A 23,454-nucleotide genomic window follows, 5' to 3' on the forward strand; every position below is an offset into this window, starting at 1 on the left:
GGCCAAACTGAGGGTGCGACGTATCTCGGATATGTCCGCAATAGCGCATATATGTACCGCAGTGTATTGGTGCTGGGGGCCGTCAGGGAGTTTTGCATACCGCTCGGCGGGCGCAGAGAAGACGTCTACTGGCTGCAGGACACGCGGTATGCCATATTGAAAGCCTAATAGCCGCCACTTTAAGCACGCCGATAAGGGTGGGGCGAGCTGGATATGGACGCCTGAAACCGTTTTGAGACGAATACCCGGTCCGTTTAGCGGAAGCGGACGTTCGCCCGGGTGAGCTGATCGACGGACGAGCAACCCATCAGCTTCATACCGCGCTCGAGTTCCGCATGCATCAGCGTCGGCGCGCGCTCGACACCTGCCTGACCCGCGCCGGCGAGCGGAAATAGATAGTAGCGGCCGAGGCCAACCGCCTTGGCACCGAGCGACAGCGCCTTCATTACATGCGTGCCACGCTACACGCCGCCATCGATCATCACGTCGATCTTGTCGCCGACGGCATCGACGATCTCGAGGCGGCGGAAGTCGTGGAAGTTTTGGCAATCCGTAAGGCGCATGATCGTATCCAGTATCTCAGTGTCGCGGGGCGCGGCTCGCTACCGGCAGGCCGGATGGCAGCAAGTCTGACCCCGGTCGGGAAAGTGGCAGCGGCAATGCCAGAAAGGCCATGCGCTGACGCGGCCATAGGCATAGACAGACCTCTCGTGATCAACTGACTACAGGCGCAATCGGTAAGCCTACCCGAATATTTTGATCGGATTCCGGCCAAAACGACAGTAGATGTCTTCAAGTTGAGGTATTGTGCGCGTCTACCGCGTGGCCCACGTCGTTTTGGCCGTAAAAAGCCGCTTCTTTAGCCGAAAGTGAAGACGTAAGCCTTAGCACCGGCGCTCAAAAAGCGAATTGTGACGGTGCGCTCGTCGGTTACGTTACGTTGGCGAACAAGATTGTAGAGCCGCGTCTGTTTTATTGAGCCAAAACCCATTTCGTCGATGTCCGCCCCGTGATCCGCTCCCGGAGGATTGCCGTCGATAAGAACCTGGAAGCGGATCGGCGTTGAAGCCGACTGTGGCCCCGCCACGAGATGCAGATCTCGGGCACTGAATCTTACAGCAATTTCGGCGTTGGCGGCGCTCGATACAGCTGACTCTGACCCGACTGTCCATTCACCTGTGAGCCCCCATTCGTTTAACTCCGGAGCGGGGGCAGAGTAGCTCTGGCGGTGATTGGGACGGAGGCCGCCAGCGGAAATGAAGTTCTTCGCCTCGCGGTACCCCAAGTATGTTTCAGCCGAACGAACATTCGAGAAGTCTGCTCGCACTTCCTCCGCTACGGCTTCAGGTGCGGGCTTACGCTCATCAAGATCAGACGCACCGTCTACCTTGAGCAGATTTTGAATTGCGGCTTCAGTCTCCTCGTACGCGCCTTCGCCGAATTGGTGGTACCTGACACGCCCATCAGCGTCCAACAAGTAGACAGCTGGCCAGTACTTATTCTCGAACGAGCGCCAGATATTGAAGTCGCTGTCGACTGCGACCGGATATTTGATGTCAAAGCGCTCGAGAGCGGTAGCTACGTTAGACACCTTCTTCTCGAATGCGAACTCTGGCGAGTGAACGCCGATTACCACCAAACCGGCGGCTTTGTACTTGTCTGACCACGCTCGGATGTAGGGGAGTGTTCTGATGCAGTTGATGCAGGAATAGGTCCAGAAATCGACTAGAACGACCTTGCCCTTCAGTTTCGACATCGAAAGTGCCCCGGAGTTCAACCAATTCGTTGCGCCGTCGATGCTTGGTTTGGGGCCTTCGATTTGAATTGATGTCGTCGGCAAGCCAACGTCGGAGGAACGCTGGTCGTCCAAGGGACCTGCAACGGATGTGCTGCAGATTCCCAAGGCTGCGCAGGCGGCCAACGCCAACGGCTTGGCGAAGGGTTTCCAATCGAGGTACCATTTGCGCCCCAAACGCAGTTGAGGACTGCTTGGCCTTTTGGCGATGCCCAACGCCGGAGTTGAACTGTACTGCGCGATAGTCTTAGTCATACTGAACTCCCTTATCTGGAGGGAGTTTCACAGCGCGAAGTATCGGCACTGTGTCCAAAATGGGCGATAATTGTAACACAATATTGTTGCGGTCACGTCATACACTGGCATGTGCCGCATCCGTCACTGCCAAAACGATGCCGTCGATCGACGATTGCAAGGGGGCGTCGACTAGCTTCTGTTACAGCTTGGCCGCCGTCAAAAATGACGGCGGCCGCGGGATATTGTGTTCACAAACCTGCAATAGCTCGTGTCGCAATGCCAAGTGAATGGCTATGCCGCTCAATCAAGCTCGTAGCGACTCCCGCCGGTCATTTGCTGAGTGCTTTTGCGGCGCTCTCGATGACATCTGCCACCTTCTTGGGCTGAGACATAAACACCGCGTGACTCGACTTGATCTCGGTAACATCACTGCCGGCCCGCTTTGCCATCATTCGCTCCAGTTCCGGATTGATGGAATGGTCCTCTGTTGCCACGATCGACCAACTCTTCTTCGTCTTCCAGGCCGGCACCCCGACGGCCTCCGAAAAGGCCTCCTTGGAGGCGAAAACCTGGGACTTCGCAAGGAACGAAGACTTTTCCTTCGGAAGGTCGGCAGCGAAATCCGCGGCAAATGCCGATGGATCCAGGTAGAGATATTTGCCGTCCTTCGTTTCACGGATATTCATCTTACCCGCGGGCACCGCGCTCGCAGCCTTGATCAAGCTCTCGCCCTCGTCCGGCTCAAACGCGGCGACATAAACCAGTCCAGCGACTTTTTCATCCCGACCGGCTTCAGTGATGACCATTCCTCCATAGCTGTGGCCAACCAGCAGCACGGGCCCATCCTGCAGGTCAAGTACTCTCTTGGTCGCTGCAACGTCGTCGGCCAGGGACGTGATTGGCTCCTGAACAATCGTTACATTGAAGCCTCGCTTTTCCAGAATTTCGGTGGCGTCCTTCCATCCGGAGCCGTCGGCGAGCGCGCCATGGACTACCACGATGTTTTTGATTTCTGTCGCGTGGGCAGACGTCGTCGCAACGAGGCCTGCTGCTGCGAGCGAAAGGATCAGAGGGTAATTTTTCATGTCAATTCGCTTCCTATAACGCATATCAATGGGAAGAAACTTTGCCCGTTCCGAGCGCAGCTTCCGTGCCTCGCCCCTGGCGGGGCCGTAAGACACGCTGATCTAAAGACGGAATCGTATCTGGCTTATGTCCGAATTGGAAAGGAACGGTAACTTACTGTATGCGGCTCGGTGCAAAATACAGAGCGACACAAATTAGATTCTTTGCATCGCCGTTGCCGAGAATGGAGCTTGTCACGACATAATCGGCCTGTGGCAGCCGAAACTTAAGTTGCGGCGGCCACAGTGATTGGCTGCGTATAGCTTAGCTCGCCAACGCACGAGCTAGCGCGCCACTTTGGTACAGCGGGAGCAGCGCCGCCCGATCGATCTTGCCATTTGCACCTCGTGGCAAAGCGCTCACAGTCAGGCAGATCTCAGGGACTTTATATTCACTTAAGTTGGCGCGAGTGCAGGCGAGGGCGTCTTCGAGTGTCCCCTTGCTTGCTGTAGAAAGCTCGATCAAGGCTCCGACCTTCTCGCCAAGCATAGCGTCCGGGATACCGAAGACCGCCGCATCCTTAACAACGGGGCTCAGCTTCAATGCGTTCTCGACTTCCACCGGCGAGATGTTGGAGCCTCCGCGTATGATCAGGTTCTTTTTGCGTCCGACGAACTCGAGCTCGCCGGACGGTAGCCGCCGCATCAGATCGCCGGTGTGAAACTGACCGTCTCTATTTTCGAGGACTTCTCCCGGATGCAGCCAATAGCCAGGCGACACGTTTGGTCCGCTGACGACCAATTCTCCCTCGTCGCCGGGCGTCGGTGACTCCGACCCGTTGTCAAGAAAAACGCAACTGGTGTCGGGAATTACGAACGAGGACCTTTTTGCAAAGCTGATACTCAGGCTTGTTGCGGCCTCTGTAGACGCCCATGCCGTAAACATTCGGCATCCGAATGCGCTTTCAAATTCTCGCTGTGTCCGCGTGGTGCATACATCGCCTGAACTGACTGCGCAACGCAATGACGATGTATCCCGCGGCCTATCCGCTTGTGCAGTAATCAACTGGTCGAACATAAAGGGGAGCCCCTTGAACCAAGTGCACCGCTGTGCTTCCAAAGCATCGAGAAAACTGTGTGGCTCGAAATTTCGGATCATTACCATCGGACCTGAGCGAGCAAGGCTTGCAAGAAAATTGAAAAGACCACCAGCATGAACCATCGGACTTGCGTTCAACATCACGTCGTCCGAAAGCAAGCCAAGACCTTCGTATCGAGCGATGATCGCCGAAAGGGTCGATGCCGTGTGGATTACGATCTTTGGATCTCCGGTAGTCCCTGATGTCGGAAGAAGCAAAGCGGGGCAATCGGGATATAACAACGAAGCAGGCGAACCGTATTCAGCCGTAGGCGCTCCCGGCCACTCATAGGTACCGTCCAGGCGGTCGAGCAACAGCCGCCGGTCGAGAGGCAGAATGTCGGTGCTGATTTTGGCGATCTCGAATTCGAATGCCGAACTTCCGATATAGTAGCTTGGTCGCGCGCGCTCCAGCACAACTGACACTTCTCGCGCTTTGAACCTGTTGTTGAGGGGCAGTGCTATCGCTCCGATACGAAAGCAACCGAGCAAGCCTGAAATAAGCTGAGGAGAGTTGGGAAGATGTAAAGCTACCCGATCTCCGCTTCGAACGCCCATCGCCGCCAAGAAGTTTGCGGCCGCGTCCACGTCGCTCATCAATCTCAGATAGGACCAATGGTCTTCCTCGAAATAGTACGCGACATCGTTCGGATTGCAGGTAACCTTATTGAGCAGTACCTCAATGGGATCCATGTTACTCACCTTTCATTCGCGAGAGGCGATGATCTTGGCCTGTCCAAATTCGATCCCGAATGCAAGACTCGACGAAAAAGGTTACGATCGCAATATTCGCATGGCTGGAACGAGGTCCGGATCGGTGCCGCTTCTTTGCGTCAGCGTCAGCATTTCAAAGCGCCAATCCGGTCTCCGACGATATGGCAGGCGCTCGTTAAATGGTTGCAAGGCGAATCCAAGCCACGCCCCTGTTTCAACTTTGCTATTGATCTCAGTCACGCCGCCTAACCACGGAGACGCGACAGATGCTGTGGAGTGCCCCCCATTTCGCCGGACAGATCAGCTATTGAGACAATGCTTTGATGAACGCCCTTGGGGAGGCCATTTTCAGCGCTGAGTGTGGATGGCTTTCATTATAGTCTTCGATCCATCCGTCGATCTTCCGGAGAGCTGTTTCGGCGTCCGGAATGGGTGAGATGCGTATATAGTCCCGCTTCAGGGTTTTGACGAAAGCCTCCGACATGCCGTTGGACTGAGGGCTGGCAACGGGCGTGAAGCATGGGATCAGGTTGAGGGCTTGGGCAAACAGCCTGGTCTCCCTCGCGGTGTATGCACTGCCGTTATCAGACAGATGTTCGATGGCATGCGGGGCGCGGGTTGTGCCGAAGCGCTTCTCGACAGCCTCCAACATCATGTCTCTGATGTCGGAGCCGGATATTCCGGCATTGGCGACAGCTGCCCATGAGATGATTTCCGGGTCGAAAGCATCGATGATGAACGCGAGACGGACCACCTCGCCATTCCAGCAGGTGAACTCAAGGCCGTCCGAGCACCAGCGAAGGTTAGACCGCATCACCATAACCTTGCCGTCGTGGACACGGCCTATCCGCACCGCCGTATGTTTCTCAAGGATCATGGCATGATTGGCCATGATGCGGTGAACCCGCTTGCGATTGACAGGTGGCAGATCGGCGGCTCGCCGCTGCCTGTTGAGAAGGGCAGCGATCCGCCGATAGCCGTAGGTCGGCCGAGCATCCACGAGCCTACGAATAGCAGGCAGCAGCTCTGCGTCGTCCGCTTTGAGATAGGGCCCACGCGGCTTGGACTTACCTTTGAGACGCTCGGCGAGATTGGAACGTGATACGCCCAGGACGTCCGCCACGGTCTTCATCGGGAACCGTCCTTCGGCAACAAGATCGGCCGCGATATCGGTTTTTTTGAGTGGGCTTTGGAAAGAGCTTCGCGGAGAATCTCGTTCTCCAACGTCTTACGCCCGAGGATGCGCTCAAGCTCGCGCACGCGATCTTCCAGCTTCTTCACTTCGGAAGTGCCGATCACGGGTTCATCGGAATCCACAGCCACCGCACCTCCCTCGCTCAGGAGCCGACGCCAGCGATACAGAAGATTTGGCGCAACTCCATGTCGCCGCGCCGCAGAGGAAACGCTCTCCCCGGCGGCATAGCTTTCCTCGATGATCTGCAGTTTGCGTTCCGTTGTCCAGCGTCGACGCCGGACGTCACCGATCATCAGATCAACATGTCGACACTCGTTAGACATAAGCCTGATGGAGTGGACGCCTCCTTCGCCACCTTGTGGCAGTATCGAGGATGTCCAGCACCAGGAGGTTGACCCAATGACCCAGATCGTTCTCATCGGCTTGGATGTCGCCAAGCATGTTTTCCAACTGCATGCCGTAGCTGCAGACGGACATGTCGTTTTCCGCCGACAGGTCCGGCGAGCACAACTCATCACGCTGCTGATGTCACTTCCCCACTGCCGGGTAGCGATGGAGGCTTGCGGCACCGCGCATTATTGGGGGCGGCAGCTGCAAGAGTTGGGGCATGAAGTGCTTCTGATACCTCCGGATTACGTCAAGCCGTTTGTGAAGAGGCAGAAGAACGATGCTGCTGACGCCGAGGCCATCGCGGAGGCGGCGCAGCGGCCGGACATGCGCTTCGTTCATGTGAAGAGTGAGGCATCGCAGGCCGCGAGTATTGTCTTTCGCGCACGAGATCTGGTGGTACGCCAGAAGACCCAGCTTCTGAATGCGATACGAAGCCATTTGGCGGAATTTGGTTACATCTTCCCTCAGGGTGCCGCCGCTTCTGCAAAGATGCAGGAGGTTATCGAGAGTGATGATAATCTGCCGCCCGCAGCTCAAGGCATCCTGCGTTCACTATGGCAGCATCTCTCATCGTGTGAAGCCCAGCTAACAGAGTTCGACAGGGAAATCCAAAAGCGGGCGCGTGACGACCTTGATGCGCGTCGATTGACTTCTGTGCCAGGGATCGGACCTGTGACAGCGGCAGCAATCGCGGCCCTGGCTCCCGATCCGGCGACTTTCCGGAAGGGACGTGACTTCGCGGCATGGGTTGGCTTAACCCCGCTCGAGCGATCCACCGGAGGAAAGCAGCGGTTGGACGAATATCCAAGATGGGCGAACGGACGCTCAGACGTCTGCTGATCATGGGGGCCAGTGCCGTCGTTTCTTGGGTAAGGCGTGGGAAGATCAAGCCAAGCGCTTGGCTTGCCAGCATCCTCCACAGAAAGCCACCGATGCTCGCGATCGTAGCGCTAGCGAACAAGATGGCTCGCGTCGCCTGGGCAATTCTAAAGCACGGAGGGTCTTACATGCAGCCAGCCTGACGAATTCCCGCGCAGCAATGAAGGTCTAAGGATTGCATGGCCGAAGAGTTTGAACGGGGCTCGGAGAACCAGATTGAGGATAAGTGCTGACAGCACGTAAGCCTGAAGTGGATCGAGCTTGCGTAATCCATACTGGCTGGCGGCGGTGCTTCGCCGCAAAAGAAGCCGAACACATGTCCGCACCAAACTTCGACGCCGTCAAACAAAGATTCTTCTTGCGCACCCGGAGGCGTCCACACATATCCTCAAGCCTGTGCTTGAGCCTTCCTGCTTATGCTGAGTGTCCGGTCGAAAGTGGGGGCAGTTCATGCTGATATGCCTGGGATCACTCATTCCGCACAATGTCTCGAGATCGCCGCCTCAGAAACTACCTTCGCTGCGATGGCACGGCCATTACTCTCGGTAATAGTCCGTCCGTAACGTGCGATCGTTAAACCGAAGCGCTTGCGATGCTCGCAATTGTACAAAGCCCGTCTCTCCGGTTTGCGAGATACATGGAGTTCAATTTCGGCGGGTCCCACAACTCGACCGCACTAAAGCCTGCGTGCTGAAGGGTTGCGAGCAACGCATCAGAGTCGAAGCTCGACTTAAAATATTCTCCCCTGGCACCGACGCGGTCCGCGCCAATCTCGAGAAGCGCCCGCTCCAGCGGATTAGTCGCCGAGGTGTGGAAATCGAACGTAATTGAACTGCCGCGCGGGAGATTAGCGACGAAGTTGAGAACCGAGGATATTGAATCGTTTGAGAGGTAGGGTGTGACGCCCAACCATGAAATACAGGTTCGCTTGCCTTTGTCGAAGCCTGCCGCCGCCAAGACGCGCGGAAGCTCTTCGGTCTCGAAATCGCAAGGAAGAAATGTCACATTTTCTGGGACCTGGATCCCGGCGTGGGAAAGCCGTTGCTTCTTCCAGTCTTGCGTGGCTGGGTGGTCTACTTCGAAGATACGCAACTTTTCTACCGAAAATGCCTGCCCATAGGCGAAGGTATCCAGGCCCGCGCCCAATAGCACGTGCTGCTCTATCCCGGCAGCTATTGCTCGGATGTGACTGTCCAAGGCCAACTTCGTCCGGACGACGACCTTCGCTCTCAGGAAGCGTGTAAACGGATCGTTGTACTGAAACGGATTATCGCGTACCGCTCGCTCTTCCTCAGGCCCAAGTAACCTCAACGAAAGCGGATCGGTGAGCAAAGTTGGCTCGTCGAGTATACCGTGCACCGCGCGTAATGTCGCCACCCATTGCGCTGTAGGGCTTGGAGTTCCGTTCGCAAGGAGGGATGGAGGGGTGCCGGTCTGTTTCATCTTGATCCTCGGTTTTTCGGGTGCGCAAACTTGCGGGGCATTCCGTCATCAAGTTGGCAAGTGCAGTATCTGCGGGGTGGCCGATCCTGATTTCGGAGCAGTCACAGCATAGCGCGACGGCATTGTTGTCGAGTGATTATGCGTGTCTGCAATGATGCCCGTTCATTTTGCTTGCGGTCGGGAGATTAGATAGCGGTGCCGTCGTTGCAGCGCTTTCACCAGCGTCTCCGTTGAACACGATATTGCGAACTTCTCGCGTTACGCTCCGATTTCACTTGCTTGGTTTGCCGCAGTCCGCAACAAGCTGACGCTCCGCGGGCCCTTGGCATTCGAGACGGCGAGCCTTTATGCGAAAGATGCACGTCTGCGTTTCAGAGACGAACGCACACACCGCACCGCAAGCTTTGCTCAAGAATACAATGGCAACTTCGCATTCAGTGAAATCATGGCACGTTGATAGGATGACGTATGACCACTAAGGTAGATTCCACCCCATTGTCACAAATGCTCAACAACGCATTCACAAAATGCGACCGCAACGGGGACAACAAACTCGACTCCGATGAGTTTAAATCGTTCAACGAAGTGCTTATGCCCGGCCTAAAAATGGATGACCAAGGCAAGCCGACGGTCGATATGAACGAGCGAATGGATCATGACGGCGACGGCAACGTCGACCGCGACGAAATGAATTCGACCGGCGTACTGATGCCGGCGTCTCTCTGTGACCCGAGTTTGAATTCGATCATAGGTTACCTCAATCTCAAAGGCGATGCGTCTGCTCTCGCTGCAGCAGCTGTGCTTTTGGATGAGCAGGGTCCTGCGGTTTAGCTCCTTTTTGCTATCGCGCGGTGCCGCTTTTGTCGGCAGCACCGCATTCAAATCAACTCTCCTGCAATATAGGAACAGGCTAAGCTACAGCACGCCAAATTCGCTTGGCATAAACAGGATCGTCAATCACTCGGAAAAAGAGGGCTGTTGGACGTTAGGCCGTACCACAGACGTCCGTATGTCTCGAACGTCGTTGCCGTGCACAACGCAGCATGAGAAGTTGCCACTTTAGCATCTCGCCAATAGCGGTTCATACGATGAGTTTCGCGTACGAAGCTTCCGCCCGACGCGCTAGCGAGGAGATCGGTGGCTTCCCAGGCAAGCTTCGCGACAAATCCTACGTCGCGCCACATTCGAGCGCGCTGTAAGGTGGGGGTTGCGTCGCCCGCTCTTGCGGCTTGTCCCAACTCTCTCATCGCCGTTCTAATAATCGTTTCTGCGGCATCGATTTTGGCAGAAGCTTCGGCGAGCTGCATGTGCGTGACGGCAGCCTCATTCTGTCTCCTGTAGAGTGTCGACGGAATACCGCGGCTGGCCGAGAGATCGTGGAACGCCTCGACGGCTCCGCGAGCGATCGCAATAGACGGTAGCACCATCTGTATCATAACGGTAGGAACGACCGGAAGGGAGTACAGCGGAGCGGTGAACGAGGACTCCGGATAATCTGCTGTTAGAATTTTCGAGTGTGCCGCTATCCTTTTGTCCGGTACGAACACGTTGCTCGCAACCACCGAACAGCTTCCGGTAGCTCGGAGACCCACCGTATGCCAGTCGTCTATGATCTCCAGATCTTCGGTCGGAATAAGCGCTATATGCATTTCCCTTGCCGAAGATTCTGCGCTGGTTGTGGCGATACCCACTACGTCCCAGCCGGCATGGTGAATTCCGCTGTTGAATGTCCATCTGGCGTTTTTGATCAGGATGCCGCCGTCCACTTTCGTGGCGTCAATGCTGATTGGTGCCATGACAGCGCAACAAAGCGGATTGCCACTATTGAAAACCTCATCAGCTACGTCGTCCGTGAAAAATGCGGAGACCATCCAGCTCGCGCAGCACAGTACCGTATAGGTCCACGCCACCGAGCCGTCGGTTTTCCCAATCGCAAGGACGATGTCGAAAAATGTCTCTAAGTCGCATTGATATCCACCCAAACTCTTGGGCAACAGAGCTTGCAAGAGCCCCTCGGACCTCAGTGCCGTGAGTGTGGGTTCGGGAAGTCGCCTTAAAATGTCGAGTTCCGGACCCAACTCTAGCAGATCCTTGCTTAAGCGAGAGGCGGCATCAACGAGTGGGTGTTTGTCGGCGTGTGAGGGAGACGGCTGTGATCTGGTCATGTTTACCTCGTATCTCGGCCATGAAGCAGGCCGTTGCCACATGATTTATCGAGCGGCGCGTTCGCGTGCTCGATGTCGCGCATTAAACCGGGAGGTCACTCTTTCGGTGTCAGAGGGCCAGCAGGCCCGCGTCAACGGCTAGAGCGGTGCCCGTAATAGACCGCGCCGCATTCGATGCGAGGTACAATACGGCCGCGCTCACATCCGCTTTGTCGATAAGATCGTTCTTGAATGCGTTCTTGTACGTGAATTGTAGCTTTTCGCCTGCTGCCGCAAGAATATCTTCGCGAAGACCTAGCTGCATCCCGGTATCTGCGACCCCGGTTGGACACACTGCATTTACTCTGATGTTTAGTTCCGCAAGCTCTATAGCCAACGTGCGGACCAGCCCGACAATGCCGTGCTTAGAGGCAACGTAGGCGTCCAGGAAAGGCAAACCTGTTAGTCCCGCAACAGAAGCTATGGCAACGATCGAACCGCCACCGCGTCGAACTAAATGGGGAAGAGAGGCTCGTATGGTCTTCTGTGTGCCCGTGAGATTGACATCGATTATCGTGTCCCATGTGCTTTGCGTGATTTCGGACGCGCGTTCCATTGAAAGGACGCCGGCGTTAGCGACAACAACGTCCAAGCCTCCTAGCTTTGCGACAGACTTGTCTAAAGCAGAGGCCATTGCGTCGAAGCGGCGTATATCTACGTGCGCTGTCTGAATAGCCGCGCCTGCCGCCCTTACTAGTTCTGCGGTTTCTTCGAGGTCCTCGCTCGAAGCCATGTCATAGTCTATGCCCTCGATGCGGCGGCAGATATCAAAGGCGATTATCGACGCGCCCGCTTCGGCAAAGCGGATAGCGTGACTTCTCCCTTGCCCGCGTCCAGCGCCTGTTACCAGTACCACTTTTCCACTCATGTCCTGCATAGCAACGCTCCTTTTTCGATACACGGCAGAGCCGTTCCACGAGAACAAGGTTAAGGGTGCCGAGTCGGCGGGATGTTTCAGACGCCGAATTTTAGATTTCAGAAGCAATTTGCCTTTGACGGTGCGGTGTGAAGGCCGCGCTCGTTTGAGCTGTGTCCCGAGCCTTTGCACAGCAACCGACTGGTTTCAGCTGTAACCCGATCAAAATTGAAGAGACCAATTCTCGATGTTAGCTCTCGCAGTGTCGCTAGGAGGACTAAGATGAGATCCCAGAAAGTGTGGTTTATTACAGGTGCGTCGCGCGGCTTTGGGCGCGTGTGGGCAGAGGCCGCGTTGGAACGCGGCGACAACGTCGTCACCGCCGTGCGGGACCCGCATAGTGTCGCTGATCTCAAGAATCGTTTCGGCGATCAGATGCTGATCGTAAAGCTGAACGTCAGTCTCCGATCGGACGCAATAGCTGCGGTGGAGCAGGCACGCCAACGCTTTGGCCGGATTGATGTCCTCGTTAATAACGCGGGCTATTGCCTCACCGGTGCATTGGAGGAGGTAGACGAGGCCGAAGCGAGGGAGCTTTTCGATACAAATGTCTTCGGAGCATTGTGGGTGACGCAATCCGTGCTTCCCCTGATGCGTGCTCAGTCGAGCGGCCACATAATTGCGGTGTCGAGCATAGGTGGCCTTATCGGGCAGCCCACGCTTGGAGTCTACAATTCGTCGAAATGGGCAATCGAAGGGATGTTCGAATCGCTCCATCATGAGGTCAAGGACTTGGGGATCAAGGTATCGATAATGGAGCCCGGTATATATGCCACGGATTTTGCATCCAATGCCTCAATGAGGCATTCGCAGCCGAGCGACGCGTACAGCCAAGCCCGTGCCCGCCTTGCGATATCGTTGAAAGGGGAGCCTATTGGGGATCCTCGGTCGACGATTGATACTTTGATGGCGCTTGTCGAAGATCAAAATCCAACGCTTCGAGTGCCTCTGGGAGACGCGGCGTTGTGGTGGGCGGTTCGATCACACTCAAATCGATTGGCATCATGGACGCTGGCCTAAGACCAGGGGCGGCGACGCAATCGAGAATGTTCGGTTTGTGCCTTTCAAATGTAGTCGAACACGCGGCACGAGAAACCGACACGTCACAGTGAGCGCAGATAACACTTACGGCCCGCGATTTTTTCATTCGGGCAGAACAAGTAACGGCTATAAAATCAGGAGCAGGAAGATGAACGCTGCGTCGATAGCGCGCTCGACCGAATTCGATGTGATCATTTGCGGGGCGGGAACGTCTGGATCGGTCATTGCCCGCCGCTTGACGGAAAACCGCGACATCAACGTCCTACTCCTCGAAAGCGGGGGGGCGGAGTACACGTCCACAATCACCGAAGCGGTAAGATGGCCGGAGAACCTCGCAGGTGACCACGATTGGAAGTTTCACGCCGAAGGAGAGCCTGGTCTCGGTGGCCGAAGCCTTCTGATGTCCATGGGGCGGGTTGTGGGCGGCAGCTCCAGCATCAATGCAATGATTTGGGCCAGAGGACATAAGGATGACTGGGACCATTACGCCGAGGAGTCCGGTGATCCATCATGGAACTATGAAAGCATTCTCAAGGTCTATCAGCGGATAGAAGACTACAGGGGGAAGGCCGACACTGAGCGTGGAAACAGTGGACCCGTAAAGGTGTTTCAGCCAGATGATCCGCACCCGGTGGCACCTGCACTTGTGGAGGCCGCAAGTTGCGTGGGCATTCCGACATTCGCTAATCCGAACGGATTGATGATGCGAGAACGAAATGGTGCCGCGATTTCAGATGTTCGCGCCGACGGCAAGTCGAGAATGACAATCTACGACTCGTATCTTCGTCCGGTGCAAAACCGCGAGAACCTCACGCTTCTTACGAGGGCCGACGTTCACCGTGTAGTGGTGCACAATGGCCGAGCCATTGGGGTCGATGTTCTCGTGGAAGGCAAATTGCAGCGGTTCCGAGCATCCCAGCACGTGGTGCTTTGCAATGGGGCGATCAACACGCCTCGAATACTGCTTCAGTCGGGCATAGGAAACAGCGATGAGCTACGGCGACTGGGGATCGATGTTGTCAGTCATCTGCCGGGCGTTGGCGAAAACCTTCAAGACCACATCTGCTTTCCCAGCGTCTTTCAGCTCAAGTCCGATATGCCTGCTCGGGGTAATGGAAGCGAGGCGACACTTTACGCCAGCCTCGGTTCCGAAGGCGCGTCGCCTGACGTCATCATGTGTCAGGGTGAATTTCCGATTTGCAGCCCGGAACTCGCGCAGACAAACGAAATTTCGCAAAACGCTTGGTCACTTGTAGCGGGCCTCGCTCGTCCCAAGAGCAGGGGACAGGTCAAGCTACGGCAGGCCGACCCATCCTCGAATGTTTTGCTTCGATTGAATACACTCAGCCATGCTGATGACATTCGATTGGCAAAACAGATTGTCGAGCTTTGCAGAGAGATTGGTGACCAACCGTCCCTACGAAATCTGAATGAGCGGCAGGTACTTCCGGGACGAAAATACGCCGGTGACCTGGACGAGTTCGTAAAGCTCAGTGGCGTTCCTTTCTGGCACCAGACCTGCACTGCCAAGATGGGTCGCGACGAAATGTCTGTCGTGGACAGCCGATTGAAAGTCTACGGGATCGACAATCTGACAGTCGCGGACGGCTCAATTTTCCCCCGCATCCCAACCGGAAACACGATGGCTCCGTGCGTCGTGGTAGGTGAACGGGCGGCCGATATCCTTCAGCAGGATCTTTTGAAATATACCATGCAACCCGGCGACGCAGAGGCCGAGTTTCGATATTGAGGCGCACTTCGGTTGCGCCAGGGTAGTCCGGAACGCCGTCGCTGGAGGCGCGGCGTTCCGGACAATCAAAGTTAAATCCATCAGCTTTCAAAGGAATCCAAAATGGTGCGGGAAGCTACACGCCAAAATGAAGTCGCCGTCCCCCTCCCTCCTAGCGGAGACGCGGAGTTGCACTTTATCGGAAAAATTCATACTCCGTGGCAGCGCCGCGAAGACACTCCTCGAGAGGGCGACAGGAGCGGTCCGCAATGCACTATTGAGGTCTTCGAGCCGTGGGCGAAGGCTCTAGCCGGGATTGAGAACTATTCCTCGCTGGAGATTTTGTACTGGTTGCACGAATCTCGTCGCGATATCGTTTTGCAAAGTCCGGCAAACAACGGTGAAGTGCACGGCGCATTTTCCATACGGTCGCCGCTCAGACCAAATCCAATCGGGACCTCGATTGTGACAGTCGTGAGTGTTTCCGACAACAAGATCGTGGTACGTGGCTTGGACTGCATCGACGGCACTCCACTCGTTGACGTGAAGCCTGAACGGTCATTGTCCAAGCCCATCGCTCCCCCCAAGGGCGTACATCCGATGGACATTGAATAGCAGTGCCTCGGCGGACGTCGCAATCTGTCGACAGAGCTAAAGAGTCGGAGGTTTCAAGAAAGTCGCCGACAGGAAAGAGGCCGGATAACAAAATATCCAAAGCCGTTCTTGACTGATCGATCCAGATGCCCTATTTCACCTCTATGGCAAGAGTGAAGGAATTCGATAGGGAGCACGTTCTGGAAGTCGCTATCAGCGTCTTCGGCCAAAACGGCTATTCTGGAACCTCCACTTCAATGCTGACTGGCGCAATGAAAATTGGTCGCCAAAGTCTCTATGACACCTTTGGCGACAAGTGGAAGCTATATTGTGAGGCGCTTCAGCGTTACGCGGATGGCGAGCTGATTGCTCATTTGACCGCGTTGCGCCGAGGCAACAAGGCTATCGATGGGATTCGCGCGCTTATTGAACGCGTTGTCAACGAGGCGCGAAAGCCATGCCTTGGGGTCAGTTCGATTTGCGAGTTTGGAGAGTCAAACACCCAACTCAACAAGATGCACCAGCGAAATGGCCGGATCTTGCATAGTCAAATCGAAGCAAAAATCGCACAAGCCAAAGAAGAAAGTGAATCCTTCGCTGAGGAGGAGCCTGCGCTGATTGCCGGCTTCATCCTTGCTAGCATTGCTTCGATCCGAGTTGCTGCTCGCGGCGGTGCGAGTGACGCAGAACTCCGAGCACTAGGCCGGCTTACGATAAAGGCGTTGATCTAATTTTTTTGGGCAATTCTGGAATGATCGTTCAAATAAAGTCTAAAGGAGACTAACGTGAAAGCAGTTGTAATGAATGAAGTCGGCGGACCCGAGGCTCTTGAGTATGTTAACCGACCGATCGAACAGCCGGGGCCTGGAATGGTGCTCGTAAAGATATCCGCTGCTGGCGTCAACTTCATGGATATCGGCGTCCGGCAGGGTTTGGCATGGTCGGAGATGCCCAACCCGAAAACGCTTGGCGTCGAAGGTGCCGGCAAGGTTGCTGCGGTAGGGGAGGGAGTAAAGGAGTTTTCCGAGGGTGACCGTGTTGCTTGGGTGTACGGTCCGGGAAGCTACGCAGAGTACGTAGTTCTGCCTGCGGATTCCCTTGTAGCTGTTCCTGACGAAATCGATGATCGCACAGCGGCCTCACTCATGATGCAAGGGCTGACCGCTAGTCACTTTGGAACGGACTTCTATCCTGTTCAGCCAGGCGACTACGCTCTGATCCACGCTGCCGCGGGCGGTGTCGGCCAGATTTTGACCCAGATCGTCAAAATGCGCGGAGGCCACGCGATTGGTCGTGTCTCGTCTCAGGATAAAGTCGCGGCTGCCAAGGAAGCTGGTGCCGACCACGTGATTGTCGACACGGAAGGGAATTTCTCGGAAGAGGCGGTGCGACTTTCGGAAGGCAAAGGCGTGCACGTGGTCTTCGACGGGTCTGGTCCAACGACATTCCAAGGGTCCCTCGATTCTTTGCGACGGGGCGGAACGTTCTGCTGGTATGGGCCTGTCTTGGGCGGCCCGGGTCCACTTGACATCATGTCTCTGCCTAAGAGCATCAAACTTGGCTATGCAGTCTTCTTCGACCACGTATATTCGCCTGAGTTGCTGCGACTCCATTCTCGCCAGCTCTTCGAGTGGGTTACCTCTGGAAAGATTAAGGTGCAGGTCGGCGCAGAGTACCCATTGTCCGATGCCGCTCGGGCACATGCCGACATGGGAAGCCGAAAGACAACCGGAAAGCTCCTTCTTATTCCTTGAGCCAGTAGGCGGGCGTTCCTGCGGAGCGCCCGCTTCATCATCGGACGTTGGGCTGCCTCAAGTATGAAGAAGATTGTGACGAAGACGTGGTTTATAACCGGGAGCAGTGGTGGGCTCGGAAGGGCTTTGGTCGAGACTGTACTGAGACAAGGCGACAATGCTGTCGCGACCGCCAGAGATATCTCTTCGCTTGAGGCGCTACGTGCGACTTTCGGAAACGCACTCGATCTTGTCCCCCTCGATGTAACGGATAGATCCAATATAGCCTCTGCGGTTCGGTCGGCCCTTGATCGCTTCGGTAAAATCGATGTTCTGATTAACAACGCTGGATACACGAAGACTGCTGCCTTCGAACAGCTGAGTGCCGAACAATTTGATCGCGTCGTAGAAACAAATTTCACAAGCGTCGCAAACCTCATTCGGGTGGTCCTCCCCGAAATGCGCTCGCAAAGAGATGGGACGATAATCAACGTGTCGTCCGGTGGCGGGCGGATGGGGATGCCCAGCCAGACCGCCTACTGCGCCGCGAAGGCGGCGGTAGGAAATTTTACTGAGGCGCTCGCTCAGGAAGTCGCGCCATTCGGTGTCAAAGTAATTTCGGTAGAACCGGGAAGTATGAGAACGAACTTCGGAAACGTTGCCCTCTCCGATATCCCTGAGCCAACGCCCGACTACACCCAAGCAGCTGGTGCGTTTCTGCTGGCCCTCAAACAAATCACTGGCAACGAAATGGGCGACGTTGAAAAGGTGGCGAAGGCGATTGTCTCTCTGCCCACCCACGATGCCCTCCCTGCTCATCTACTTCTAGGATCGGATGTAATGTTTGTACTTAAGGCCGCCGAACAGAAACGCGCGGACTTAGCGGCGGCCTGGGAAGACGTATCGCGATCGACCGACGCCGATGATGCGGATTTCAGTTGGCTCGAGAATGCAACCGGTCAGTCGTGAAGACATCGCCGGCGACGGGCTATCGGGCTACTCGTTTTTTCGTGTGGAACGCCCTTTGGCTAGGATCCTTTAAGAAGCTCCAAACTCCAGCGCCCCGCTTGGCCGATGTCACCATCGGCCGGGCCATCAGTCCCGGTCGCTGACGCGAGCCAAGGCGGACGAACGACCGCATGTCACGATCGGCCGAGAGCAATAGCCGCGGTCGTCCGCCTCGGCAGGCATAAGCTACCGAGGCATTGTTCTGCCGACTCTGACGCTAACCAGACAATCTGGATTTACTTTCAACGATGCGGCTGGCTTTGAAAACAGGTTTCCCTATGAAAATTTGAAAGGCGGCGATCCTTTCCTGCGCAACGCCGTTGCGCAGGAAATTCGCCCGAGGTCTCTACCGCGGTGTAGCGGTCTTGTCGTCTTTGGCCCGGTGCACCTGTTCGATCGCGCTTGCCACGCCGGCACCATACGCGGGGTCTGCTCTGGTGCAGTTCTTGATGTGGCGTTGGATAGTCGCCTCCGACGCGCCGTAGATCGCACGCGCAGTGTTTTCGAACAACACGTTTTGCTGTGCTGCCGACATCAACCGGAATAGGTCACCTGGTTGTGAGTAGTAGTCGTCGTCAGTCCGGTGGTTCCATCTAGCCATTGCCCCTTCAATCTGCAGCGGCGGCTCGGAAAAGTCCGGCTGGGAGGCCCATTCCCCGTAGCTATTGGGTTCGTAGGAGAGTCTCCGCCCGCCATTGCCATCAACACGCATCGCACCGTCGCGGTGGTAGCTATGGAACGGGCATTTCGGTGCGTTGACCGGAATCTGTGAATGATTGACGCCTAGACGGTACCGCTGCGTGTCGCCGTATGAAAACAGGCGTCCCTGCAACAAGCGGTCTGGAGAAAAGCCGATGCCGGGAACTATCGAGCTTGGTGCGAACGCTGCCTGCTCAATCTCCGCGAAGAAATTCTCGGGGTTTCGATTGAGTTCCATGACCCCAACTTCAATGAGCGGGTAATCCCGCTTCGGCCATACCTTCGTTATGTCAAATGGGTTCAAATGATAGGTGTTGGCGTCCTTCTCGGGCATTATCTGGACAGACAATGTCCAGCGTGGATAGTTGCCATTCTCAATGTTTACAAAAAGGTCGCGCTGGCTGCTTTCGCGATCGGTGCCGATCAACGCTGTAGCTTCTTCATCGGTGAGTGTCTCAATGCCCTGCTGGGTCCGGAAATGGAACTTCACCCAGAACCGCTCATTGGCATTGTTGATAAAGCTGTACGTGTGGCTCCCGAAGCCATGCATGTGCCGCCACGTCTTGGGGATCCCGCGATCGCTCATCACGATCGTTACCTGATGCAGAGCTTCCGGCAGATTTGTCCAGTAGTCCCAATTATTCTCGGCGCTGCGCATCCCGGTCCGGGGGTCGCGCTTTACGGCATGGTTCAGATCTGGAAACTTGAGTGGATCGCGGATGAAGAACACGGGTGTATTGTTGCCGACTAGGTCCCAATTTCCTTCGTCGGTATAGAATTTTATGGCGAACCCGCGAATATCACGTTCCGCGTCGGCGGCTCCTCTCTCTCCGGCGACAGTGGAGAATCTGACCAGCAAATCCGTCTTCTTGCCGACCGCCGAAAAGATCTTGGCACGAGTGAATTTCGAGATATCGTTGGTTACAGTAAATGAACCGAAGGCACCGGCTCCCTTTGCGTGCATTCGGCGTTCGGGAATGACTTCGCGGTCGAAGTGCGCGAGCTTTTCAAGAAGCCAGACGTCCTGGAGAAGAGCCGGGCCGCGGGGGCCAGTTGTGATTGTGTTATTGTCGTCGGCGACAGGTGCGCCGAATGAGGTCGTGAGCTTATCCATATTCGATCCTTCAAGCGAGATAAACGAGCTGGCCAAAGAATTCTGGACAACTCATTGGCATGGAGGATATTCGAACGATATCAGATGGATGAAGCAGAAAAATGTAGAATTTTGTAAGCTTTTGTCTCTGCGATAGAGCACGCGTTCCTCGAAATAGTCAAACAATTGCCGAGCGCCGAGGGCTTGGTAAGGTGCGCGCGATCCATTATTGAGGCACGTTCATGTCTCTTTGTATCCAAGAGTGTCTACGGATGCGGTTGGGGCAGACGATGACGAGGTGGGTGTACAATAATAGTGAAAACGACAAAGTATCGTACTGCGGTTGGAAGACCTCCAAAAAAGCAGGCAGAAACAATCGATCAGATTGTGCTGGACGGTGCGCGTGATGCTTTCGCGCGCCTCGGCATCGCAAAGGCAACCATTGACGAGATCGCGGACATCCTAGCGGTATCGAAGCATACCATATACCGTCGTTACCCTAACAAAAAGGCGCTGTTGGATGCCGTCATCGCTCGGGATACCGAGGCCTTTAGACGACGATTGACAACCGCGGGTGAGGGAGAAGCTGATCCGCTCGCAGCTCTACGTGAAAAGGCGAGGACGTACTTCGAGATCGGATCGGCGCGACAGTACGCCGGATTATATTTGTCTATCATGGCGGAGGCGGCGCTTTCCGCCGGAGTGCGAGAGCAGTTGGCCCTCTGGTCGGCTTCCGCTCTCCAGCCGCTCGCAGATGCTGTGTACAGCGCGCAGACCGGCGGATATCTGCGTGGTTCTGATTCCTCTACGCCCTTGCAGATATTGATCGATCTGTTAGAGGGCGCGAACAATCGGGTCCGGCTCGCTCCGAGCCAGGACATCGACTCTTTGGCGTTGTTCGACGAGCGCTGGAATGTGTTCGTCGAAGTGTTCGCATATTAGAGCTGTCGTACTGACCGGCGAGCAGCGGCATACGTCCTCTCAGCATGGCGACGCCATAGTAGCATCCCATCATCACCGCCTCGACGCGATAAGTACACCGGTCTCGTGCGCTCGTGGCTGTTGGTGGCTCTCTGAGCGCCAAGAGCCGATCAGGCGTTCCGGCCTGGCAGTTGCAGTCCAAGCGACTGTGGTGCGTTTAAAAAGCGTATTCTTTAAGCATTTGCGTTTATTTGGATTTCAATATAATAGCACGACATCGTGCTTTTTATGGAGCAAGCCAAAAATGCCCAACGTCGTTCAGTTTGATCCCGAACTACAAGCTGTACTGCCGAGTCTCAAAGGATACGTTCCGCTCGGAATGACTTTGAAGGACTTGCCCCATTTTCGGGGTCTTTCGAATATCTCGCGTGACGTGTTCATTGGTGACAGGCAAGTTTCATGCAATGACCATTTCGCGCAGTTGCAGGATGGCTCGCGCATGTGCATCTCGGTGCTTTCAAACGGCGATAAACCGCATCCATCCCCTTGTATTTATTTCCTGCATGGCGGCGGGATGGTTATGGGCAGTCGCTTCGCAGGAGCCGGCGTCCTGTTAGATTGGGTTGAGAAATTGGGTGTGGTCTGCGTCACTCCCGAGTACAGGCTCGCGCCCGAGTATCAGGGAGAGATTCCTGTAAGCGATTGCTACGCGGGGCTAATGTGGCTGGTCGCGAACGCGGTCAGTCTAAACATCGATCCCAAACGAATAATCATATTCGGCGGCAGCGCGGGTGGGGGGTTGGCTGCCGGAGTGGCACTGATGGCGCGAGATCTTCGAGGAGTGACGCTGCTCGGACAACTTCTGCAATGTCCGATGATCGACGACACCAATTCGAGCCTGTCGGCCATGTCATTGGACGGCGTGGGGGTGTGGGATAGCACGAGCAACCGCACAGGGTGGCGGGCTCTTCTCGGCAGTGATTACGGGAGCGATCGTGTTTCGCAGTATGTCGCGCCAACCCGAGCGCAACAGCTGGCCAATCTACCGCCAACCTATATTGACGTGGGGCAATGCGAGGTTTTCCGTGACGAGTGTATCGATTATGCGACGCGGATCATCAGAGGCGGCGGTGAGTGTGAACTCCACGTATGGAGTGGCGCATTTCACGGCTTTTACGACATCGCGCCCGAAACGGCCATCGCACGAGCATGTATCGCTGCTAGACAGGCCTGGGTCGAAAGGCTGCTGCGCAAAAGCAAATGAGCGGGCGGAGCGGGGGCCAACATGCTTGCAATATAGGTTGCGATCCCACTCGTCCGACGCGAGTAGGGCGTGAACAGATCTCGGAGAGCGCGGCTCCGCCAACAGGCGGGTATAAATCGAAACAGAATCTGGCGGCGCGCTTCCACGACCGCCAGATTCGTTGTCATGTGGACCTTGAGACGTGTCCGTCAGATCATGATTTCAACGTCATGAATCGGATAGTTGATGTCTGGTGATAACCGATGCGCTCGTAAACAGGACGACCTGCCTCTGTTGCGTGTAGAACCGACCGCTTTATGCCAGTTGCTTTCGAACCCTCGAAAAGCGCCTTGCGTACAGTTGCTTCTCCGAACCCTCTACGCTGCATTTGGGGTTTTGTAGCTACCAGGGCCAAAAACAGGCGACCGTTTGTGTTGATGGTCGCGGCTGCTGAGACAGGTTCACCATCACACATGCCGAGGTATGCAAAAGCTCCATTGCGCCACAAATCCGAATCACGGAACCCATCTCGTCCAGACTCGATTGGCATACCGTAGGCAAGCGAATTGATATCGGCGTAATGAAGGAGTTCTTCCTCGCTACTGACACGAGCAAAGGTCAACTCGGGGTGGCTCGGTTCGGTCGAAGGGATTTCGTTCAGAGCCATTCCGTAGCCGGTAAGTGCGATGTCCAGTCCGGAGGCGTTCGCTGCGTCGTGAATTCGGCTTCGTAGTTTGGCGTCTAGCATCTCTTCGAAAAGCCACAGGAACCCTTGTTCCGATCTTGCCTGCATATAGCGGGCGGCGGTGCTGAAACATTTGCTCAGCTCGTCGTCGTTCGAGAGCTGCTCTACCAGTGTGATACAGTTGAAGAACGCGAATTTGCTGTCTGCCCACCGGAACGCGAGCGAATTGCGGTCAGATATGTCGCCCGCTCCATAGTCGAGGACAATGTTTTCCCATGTGTCAATGAGTTGGCTCACAGACTCGGTAACTTCGAATGATTGGTTCGCCATCGTGGCACAGTCCTTTCTACTATTCGATGTGATGATCTACCCTTGCACCTCGCGAACTTTTATGGATTACACGATCCAGATAGCTGCTTTCAGTTGAAATTGAGCCTATTGGGAAGTGCGCTACGCGATACCGCACACATCGGTCCCGGTTTGCGAGCCGGATAGGCATGCGCGCTAGTGGTCGCCGGGGACTCGATGCTGACGGAACGCTGACTTTCCCCATGAGCATCCTGTCATCCCGGTTGCCAAAAGTGACCGGCCGAGCCCGCCGTCTGAGGCGACGCTCAAGCCGATTGCCGTGCCACGAACTTGCCTAGAAGACTTGGCTTGGCTGGATGATCGGCTATTCGGATTTCCGTGTGGAATAGCCATTTTCTGTCATTCGCTCGTGATTGAGTAGATG

General features: G+C 55.6%; 18 protein-coding genes and 2 pseudogenes. 10 read left to right on the forward strand and 10 right to left on the reverse strand.

Annotated elements, in window-relative coordinates; all coding sequences use genetic code 11:
* Positions 1–254 precede the first annotated feature (254 nt).
* From ACODR6_RS31485 to ACODR6_RS31505, 5 genes and pseudogenes are all read right to left on the reverse strand, one after another.
* Positions 255–518, reverse strand: a pseudogene (locus ACODR6_RS31485) (alpha-hydroxy-acid oxidizing protein); the annotation flags it as partial.
* Between the two features lie 341 nt (positions 519–859).
* Complete coding sequence (locus ACODR6_RS31490) at positions 860–2,050, reverse strand: thioredoxin family protein (RefSeq protein ID WP_489026452.1); 1,191 nt, start codon at positions 2,048–2,050, stop codon at positions 860–862.
* A gap of 311 nt (positions 2,051–2,361) precedes the next feature.
* Positions 2,362–3,117 carry an alpha/beta fold hydrolase gene (locus ACODR6_RS31495; RefSeq protein WP_489026454.1) on the reverse strand — a complete coding sequence of 252 codons (756 nt, stop codon included), beginning with the start codon at positions 3,115–3,117 and terminating at the stop codon, positions 2,362–2,364.
* 304 nt (positions 3,118–3,421) lie between these two features.
* Positions 3,422–4,927 (reverse strand): class I adenylate-forming enzyme family protein, encoded by a 1,506-nt coding sequence (locus ACODR6_RS31500; RefSeq protein WP_489026456.1) that lies wholly within the window; start codon positions 4,925–4,927, stop codon positions 3,422–3,424.
* A gap of 325 nt (positions 4,928–5,252) precedes the next feature.
* Positions 5,253–6,466, reverse strand: a protein-coding gene (locus ACODR6_RS31505) for an IS3 family transposase (RefSeq protein WP_489026488.1) whose coding sequence is annotated in 2 segments (ribosomal slippage) — positions 5,253–6,130 and positions 6,130–6,466 — 1,215 coding nt in all. Because the reading frame shifts where the segments join, the coding sequence is not laid out codon by codon here.
* 76 nt (positions 6,467–6,542) lie between these two features.
* On the opposite strand from ACODR6_RS31505, the pseudogene ACODR6_RS31510 reads away from it, so the two are divergent.
* Positions 6,543–7,555 (forward strand): annotated as a pseudogene (locus ACODR6_RS31510) (IS110 family RNA-guided transposase).
* Between the two features lie 430 nt (positions 7,556–7,985).
* Here the strand turns inward: ACODR6_RS31510 and ACODR6_RS31515 are convergent.
* The gene (locus ACODR6_RS31515; protein WP_489026458.1) at positions 7,986–8,855 is read right to left on the reverse strand and encodes a class I SAM-dependent methyltransferase; all 870 of its coding nucleotides are present in this window, start codon (positions 8,853–8,855) and stop codon (positions 7,986–7,988) included.
* Positions 8,856–9,323: 468 nt separating this feature from the next.
* Here ACODR6_RS31515 and ACODR6_RS31520 point away from each other — a divergent pair, with 468 nt between their 5' ends.
* Entirely contained in the window at positions 9,324–9,686 is a 363-nt protein-coding gene (locus ACODR6_RS31520) for an EF-hand domain-containing protein (RefSeq protein ID WP_489026460.1), read from the forward strand.
* A gap of 122 nt (positions 9,687–9,808) precedes the next feature.
* On the opposite strand, the gene ACODR6_RS31525 is transcribed toward ACODR6_RS31520, so the two are convergent.
* Together ACODR6_RS31525 and ACODR6_RS31530 are read right to left on the reverse strand one after the other, a co-directional pair.
* The gene (locus ACODR6_RS31525; RefSeq protein ID WP_489026461.1) at positions 9,809–11,020 is read right to left on the reverse strand and encodes an acyl-CoA dehydrogenase family protein; all 1,212 of its coding nucleotides are present in this window, start codon (positions 11,018–11,020) and stop codon (positions 9,809–9,811) included.
* A gap of 109 nt (positions 11,021–11,129) precedes the next feature.
* Complete coding sequence (locus ACODR6_RS31530) at positions 11,130–11,936, reverse strand: mycofactocin-coupled SDR family oxidoreductase (protein ID WP_489026462.1); 807 nt, start codon at positions 11,934–11,936, stop codon at positions 11,130–11,132.
* 261 nt (positions 11,937–12,197) lie between these two features.
* Here ACODR6_RS31530 and ACODR6_RS31535 point away from each other — a divergent pair, with 261 nt between their 5' ends.
* The 6 genes from ACODR6_RS31535 (at position 12,198) to ACODR6_RS31560 (ending at position 18,041) form a co-directional block, all read left to right on the forward strand.
* On the forward strand, positions 12,198–12,995 hold the full coding sequence (locus tag ACODR6_RS31535) for an SDR family NAD(P)-dependent oxidoreductase (RefSeq protein WP_489026464.1): 798 nt from the start codon (positions 12,198–12,200) through the stop codon (positions 12,993–12,995).
* A gap of 169 nt (positions 12,996–13,164) precedes the next feature.
* Positions 13,165–14,766, forward strand: coding sequence for a GMC family oxidoreductase (locus tag ACODR6_RS31540; protein WP_489026466.1), 1,602 nt, complete (start codon positions 13,165–13,167; stop codon positions 14,764–14,766).
* A 102-nt stretch (positions 14,767–14,868) separates the two neighbouring features.
* The gene (tsaA, locus tag ACODR6_RS31545; RefSeq protein WP_489026468.1) at positions 14,869–15,360 is read left to right on the forward strand and encodes a tRNA (N6-threonylcarbamoyladenosine(37)-N6)-methyltransferase TrmO; all 492 of its coding nucleotides are present in this window, start codon (positions 14,869–14,871) and stop codon (positions 15,358–15,360) included.
* Positions 15,361–15,485: 125 nt separating this feature from the next.
* Positions 15,486–16,070, forward strand: coding sequence for a TetR/AcrR family transcriptional regulator (locus ACODR6_RS31550; RefSeq protein ID WP_489026470.1), 585 nt, complete (start codon positions 15,486–15,488; stop codon positions 16,068–16,070).
* A gap of 54 nt (positions 16,071–16,124) precedes the next feature.
* Complete coding sequence (locus ACODR6_RS31555) at positions 16,125–17,093, forward strand: quinone oxidoreductase family protein (protein WP_489026472.1); 969 nt, start codon at positions 16,125–16,127, stop codon at positions 17,091–17,093.
* 63 nt (positions 17,094–17,156) lie between these two features.
* On the forward strand, positions 17,157–18,041 hold the full coding sequence (locus tag ACODR6_RS31560) for an SDR family NAD(P)-dependent oxidoreductase (RefSeq protein ID WP_489026474.1): 885 nt from the start codon (positions 17,157–17,159) through the stop codon (positions 18,039–18,041).
* A gap of 385 nt (positions 18,042–18,426) precedes the next feature.
* On the opposite strand, the gene ACODR6_RS31565 is transcribed toward ACODR6_RS31560, so the two are convergent.
* A complete protein-coding gene (locus tag ACODR6_RS31565) occupies positions 18,427–19,893 on the reverse strand; it encodes a catalase (protein WP_489026476.1) in 1,467 nt (488 codons plus the stop codon).
* A gap of 294 nt (positions 19,894–20,187) precedes the next feature.
* On the opposite strand from ACODR6_RS31565, the gene ACODR6_RS31570 reads away from it, so the two are divergent.
* Both ACODR6_RS31570 and ACODR6_RS31575 read left to right on the forward strand, forming a co-directional pair.
* Entirely contained in the window at positions 20,188–20,814 is a 627-nt protein-coding gene (locus tag ACODR6_RS31570) for a TetR/AcrR family transcriptional regulator (protein ID WP_489026478.1), read from the forward strand.
* A 283-nt stretch (positions 20,815–21,097) separates the two neighbouring features.
* Positions 21,098–22,057, forward strand: a complete 960-nt coding sequence (locus tag ACODR6_RS31575) for an alpha/beta hydrolase fold domain-containing protein (protein WP_489026480.1) — start codon at positions 21,098–21,100, stop codon at positions 22,055–22,057.
* A 193-nt stretch (positions 22,058–22,250) separates the two neighbouring features.
* On the opposite strand, the gene ACODR6_RS31580 is transcribed toward ACODR6_RS31575, so the two are convergent.
* Positions 22,251–23,051, reverse strand: coding sequence for a GNAT family N-acetyltransferase (locus ACODR6_RS31580; protein WP_489026482.1), 801 nt, complete (start codon positions 23,049–23,051; stop codon positions 22,251–22,253).
* Positions 23,052–23,454: the final 403 nt, after the last annotated feature.

The sequence above is a fragment of the Rhizobium sp. FG96 genome (assembly GCF_057808655.1).